Source organism: Pedobacter nutrimenti (assembly GCF_032678445.1).
GTDB classification, from domain to species: Bacteria; Bacteroidota; Bacteroidia; order Sphingobacteriales; family Sphingobacteriaceae; genus Pedobacter; species Pedobacter nutrimenti_A.
The window spans coordinates 1-5,608 of record NZ_JAVTSQ010000029.1 but is presented as its reverse complement, the minus strand read 5'-3'; the positions used below and the strand labels follow the sequence as shown (position 1 = coordinate 5,608).

2 tRNA genes and 3 rRNA genes are annotated in these 5,608 nt (G+C 47.6%); all 5 read left to right on the top strand.

The features are described from left to right. The first annotated feature begins 408 nt into the window (after positions 1–408). Positions 409–1,930, top strand: a 16S ribosomal RNA gene (locus R2S08_RS28645). A 178-nt stretch (positions 1,931–2,108) separates the two neighbouring features. Continuing rightward, a tRNA-Ile gene (locus tag R2S08_RS28640) sits at positions 2,109–2,183 on the top strand. 14 nt (positions 2,184–2,197) lie between these two features. Next, positions 2,198–2,274: transfer RNA gene (locus R2S08_RS28635), tRNA-Ala, on the top strand. 218 nt (positions 2,275–2,492) lie between these two features. Beyond that, a 23S ribosomal RNA gene (locus tag R2S08_RS28630) occupies positions 2,493–5,370 on the top strand. Between the two features lie 104 nt (positions 5,371–5,474). After that, positions 5,475–5,586, top strand: a 5S ribosomal RNA gene (gene rrf, locus R2S08_RS28625). The 16S, 23S and 5S rRNA genes sit together here with 2 tRNA genes alongside, the layout of an rRNA operon. The last annotated feature ends 22 nt before the right edge of the window (positions 5,587–5,608 follow it).

The window sequence follows — 5,608 nt, the reverse complement described above, 5'->3', positions numbered from 1 at the left end:
AGCAGCGGAAATAAAAAAGCAAAAAAAGATAAAATAAAATTTGCGAATAACATAAAGATTGCTACCTTTGCAGTCCCAAACAAAACGGGAGTTACCAAACGGAGTTTGATAACGAGTAAACAAGATTGAAACAATGAAGTTGAACAGTGAAAGAGAAGGAATATTCAAACAGACCTTTTCGGAAAACGAAGCAGCAGAATTGCAAAATATATAGATCACCGTGAGGCGAGATCGATAAGTTCATTAAAGAGATGTCATTTATAAAAGCGTAGCGAGGTAACATAGTACGATTCAAAGTACATGAAACCGGAGCTATGATTTCGAGTCAAATTCTGACAGACAATACAATTAGAATAAAGACTATTATTAACAAGTTAAGAATGGTCAGCGTTCAAACTACAACATTTTACAATGGAGAGTTTGATCCTGGCTCAGGATGAACGCTAGCGGCAGGCCTAATACATGCAAGTCGAACGAGATTAAGAGGCTTGCTTCTTATGAAAGTGGCGCACGGGTGCGTAACGCGTATGCAACCTACCTTAATCAGGGGGATAGCCCGAAGAAATTCGGATTAAGACCGCATAAAAACACAGGATAGCATTATCCAATGTTCAAATATTTATAGGATTAAGATGGGCATGCGTGTCATTAGCTAGTTGGCGGGGTAACGGCCCACCAAGGCGACGATGACTAGGGGATCTGAGAGGATGACCCCCCACACTGGTACTGAGACACGGACCAGACTCCTACGGGAGGCAGCAGTAAGGAATATTGGTCAATGGAGGGAACTCTGAACCAGCCATGCCGCGTGCAGGAAGACAGCCCTCTGGGTCGTAAACTGCTTTTATTCGGGAATAAACCTACTTACGTGTAAGTAGCTGAATGTACCGAAGGAATAAGGATCGGCTAACTCCGTGCCAGCAGCCGCGGTAATACGGAGGATCCAAGCGTTATCCGGATTTATTGGGTTTAAAGGGTGCGTAGGCGGCTTATTAAGTCAGGGGTGAAAGACGGTGGCTCAACCATCGCAGTGCCCTTGATACTGATGAGCTTGAATACACTAGAGGTAGGCGGAATGTGACAAGTAGCGGTGAAATGCATAGATATGTCACAGAACACCGATTGCGAAGGCAGCTTACTATGGTGTTATTGACGCTGAGGCACGAAAGCGTGGGGATCAAACAGGATTAGATACCCTGGTAGTCCACGCCCTAAACGATGAATACTCGCTGTTAGCGATATACAGTTAGCGGCTAAGCGAAAGCGTTAAGTATTCCACCTGGGGAGTACGCCCGCAAGGGTGAAACTCAAAGGAATTGACGGGGGCCCGCACAAGCGGAGGAGCATGTGGTTTAATTCGATGATACGCGAGGAACCTTACCCGGGCTTGAAAGTTAGTGAATGATCTAGAGATAGATCAGTGAGCAATCACACGAAACTAGGTGCTGCATGGCTGTCGTCAGCTCGTGCCGTGAGGTGTTGGGTTAAGTCCCGCAACGAGCGCAACCCCTATGTTTAGTTGCCAGCACGTCAAGGTGGGGACTCTAAACAGACTGCCTGTGCAAACAGAGAGGAAGGAGGGGACGACGTCAAGTCATCATGGCCCTTACGTCCGGGGCTACACACGTGCTACAATGGATGGTACAGAGGGCAGCAAGCTGGCAACAGCAAGCAAATCTCAAAAAGCCATTCACAGTTCGGATAGAGGTCTGCAACTCGACCTCTTGAAGTTGGATTCGCTAGTAATCGCGTATCAGCAATGACGCGGTGAATACGTTCCCGGGCCTTGTACACACCGCCCGTCAAGCCATGGAAGTTGGGGGTACCTAAAGTATGTAACCGCAAGGAGCGTCCTAGGGTAAAACCGATAACTGGGGCTAAGTCGTAACAAGGTAGCCGTACCGGAAGGTGCGGCTGGAATACCTCCTTTCTGGAGTAGATTTGACTACTCGCTACGCCAAATGATATAAATGACAAAAGAATCTCAAAAGAAAAAAAAGAAACAACCCATAGGATAACATCACAAGTGTGACCTACTGAAGATTGGACAAAAAGAGTAAACAGGCATTGTGAAATGAGAGATCAGTACTCAGTCCTGTAATACATTAAGTCCCGTAGCTCAGTTTGGTTAGAGCACTACACTGATAATGTAGGGGTCAGCAGTTCAAATCTGCTCGGGACTACAGAAATATTCTAAGGGGGATTAGCTCAGCTGGCTAGAGCGCCTGCCTTGCACGCAGGAGGTCAACGGTTCGACTCCGTTATTCTCCACCATCACCGGTACCTGTTACAAAAGGTACGTAAATAGGGCACCGTAAAGGGACCCCGGGATTGAACAGTTCTTTGACATATTGGAAGAAGTTAAAAAAGAAGAGCAAACAACAATAGAGACGTTGTTAGCTTGGAAGAGAGGGATGAGCAATCAGAGCGATCTAAAGAGATAACAACAAATCAAAAAAAGCATTTCCATAGGCGCAAAAGGCTATGGAGAGAAGAAAGTAAGAAAGAGCACACAGGGGATGCCTTGGCTCTCAGAGGCGATGAAGGACGTGATAAGCTGCGATAAGCTTCGGGTATTAGCAAATATGAATTGATCCGAAGATTTCCGAATGGGGAAACCTGGCTAGTTGAAGACTAGTCGTATATATACGCAAACCTGCCGAACTGAAACATCTAAGTAAGCAGAGGAAGAGAAAATAATAATGATTTCCTAAGTAGTGGCGAGCGAACGGGAAAGAGCCCAAACCATTAATGTTACGGCATTAGTGGGGTTGTAGGACTACGATATGATTATAATGCAATGAAGTGGAACAGGATGGGAAGCCTGGCAATATAGAGTGAGAGCCTCGTACACGTAAGTACCATTAGTCTAGTAGCATCCTGAGTACCGCGAGGTCGGAGACGCCTTGTGGGAATCTGCCGGCACCATCCGGTAAGGCTAAATACTCCTGAGAGACCGATAGTGAACCAGTACCGTGAGGGAAAGGTGAAAAGAACCCCGAACAGGGGAGTGAAATAGAACCTGAAACTGTGTGCTTACAAGCGGTCGGAGCGTCCAGGTGGCGTGACGGCGTGCCTTTTGCATAATGAGCCTACGAGTTACTCTTCTCTGGCAAGGTTAAGTGTTTAAGACACGGATCCGAAGCGAAAGCGAGTCTGAATAGGGCGTATAGTCAGGGGAGGTAGACGCGAAACCTTGTGATCTACCCATGGACAGGTTGAAGGTGCGGTAACACGTACTGGAGGACCGAACCGATAAACGTTGAAAAGTTTCCGGATGATCTGTGGGTAGGGGTGAAAGGCTAATCAAACTGGGAAATAGCTCGTACTCCCCGAAATGTTTTTAGGAACAGCGTTGAGGTAAAGTTATTTAGAGGTAGAGCTACTGATTGGGTGCGGGGGAGTCAAATCCTACCAAATCCAGACAAACTCCGAATGCTAAATAATATACTCAGCAGTGAGGCCCGGGGTGCTAAGGTCACGGGCCGAGAGGGAAAGAACCCAGACCATCAGCTAAGGTCCCCAAGTTACTACTAAGTTGAACTAACGAGGTGCGATTGCATAGACAGCTAGGATGTTGGCTTGGAAGCAGCCATTCATTTAAAGAGTGCGTAACAGCTCACTAGTCGAGCGATCGTGCATGGATAATAAACGGGCATTAAGTAGTACACCGAAGCTATGGGTAATATTAATATTACGGTAGGGGAGCATTCCAGCGGCAGCGAAGTTATGGCGTAAGCTGTGGTGGAGCTTCTGGAAAAGCAAATGTAGGCATAAGTAACGATAAGGCAGGCGAGAAACCTGCCCGCCGAAAGGATAAGGTTTCCTGATCAACGCTAATCGGATCAGGGTTAGTCGGGACCTAAGGAGAACCCGAAGGGGATATTCGATGGACAACGGTTTAATATTACCGTACTTTTTATAACTGCGATGTGGGGACGGAGTAGTGACACTGCCGCGATCTGACGGAATAGATCGTTAAAGGCTGTAGGTATAGGACTGGTAGGCAAATCCGCCGGTCTTGCTGAACGCCGATAGTACCGCAAGCCTTCGGGTAAGTGGATAGCGCAGGTAATCAGACTTCCAAGAAAAACCGCTAAGCTTCAGGTTATAAAAACCCGTACCGCAAACCGACACAGGTATCCGGGAAGAGAATTCTAAGGCGCTCGAGTGAATCATGGCTAAGGAACTCGGCAAAATGGCCCTGTAACTTCGGGAGAAGGGGCGCTGGTAGCAATATCAGCCGCAGTGAAAAGGCCCAGGCGACTGTTTAACAAAAACACATGGCTTTGCAAAATCGAAAGATGAAGTATAAGGCCTGACACCTGCCCGGTGCTGGAAGGTTAAGAGGGGATGTTAGGAGCAATTCGAAGCATTGAATCGAAGCCCCAGTAAACGGCGGCCGTAACTATAACGGTCCTAAGGTAGCGAAATTCCTTGTCGGGTAAGTTCCGACCTGCACGAATGGTGTAACGATCTGGGCGCTGTCTCAGCCATGAGCTCGGTGAAATTGTGGTCCCGGTGAAGACGCCGGGTACCCGCAACGGGACGGAAAGACCCCATGCACCTTCACTACAATTTAACATTGACATTGGATACAGGATGTGTAGGATAGGTGGGAGACTATGAAGCGGCGTCGCCAGGCGTCGTGGAGTCAACGTTGAAATACCACCCTTTCTGTATTCGGTGTCTAACTCCTCTAGTAGGAGGACATTGTTTGATGGGTAGTTTGACTGGGGTGGTCGCCTCCAAAAAGGTAACGGAGGCTTTCAAAGGTAAGCTCAATACGCTTGGTAACCGTATGAGGAGTGCAATAGCATAAGCTTGCTTGACTGTGAGGCATACAAGCCGAGCAGGGTCGAAAGACGGATATAGTGATCCGGTGGTTCTGCATGGAAGGGCCATCGCTCAAAGGATAAAAGGTACGCTGGGGATAACAGGCTGATCTCCCCCAAGAGCTCATATCGACGGGGAGGTTTGGCACCTCGATGTCGGCTCGTCACATCCTGGGGCTGGAGAAGGTCCCAAGGGTTCGGCTGTTCGCCGATTAAAGTGGCACGCGAGCTGGGTTCAGAACGTCGCGAGACAGTTCGGTCCCTATCTGTTGTGGGCGTAGGAATTTTGAGTGGGGCTGACCTTAGTACGAGAGGACCGGGTTGGACTAGCCTCTAGTGAATCTGTTGTTCCGCCAGGGGCATTGCAGAGTAGCTACGCTGGGAATAGATAAGCGCTGAAAGCATCTAAGTGCGAAACTAGCCACGAGATGAGAATTCCATATAGGACCGTAGCAGACTACTACGTTGATAGGTTACAGATGTAAAGGTTGTGAGATCAAAGTCGAGTAATACTAATCATCCGAAGCTTTCAAAAGCAACAACACTGTTGTTTGCTCTTCCAAACTAACTTCTTTCAATAATATGTCATTTATTAGTGAAATTATATCGAGAGATAGCTCACTAAATATTTAAAAATATTTAGGTGCCTATATCGGTGGTGTCCACCTCTTCCCATTCCGAACAGAGAAGTTAAGCCCACCAGAGCCGATGGTACTGCGGTAACACGTGGGAGAGTAGGTCGGTGCCAAATCTTAAAGAAAGCCTGTAGTTCA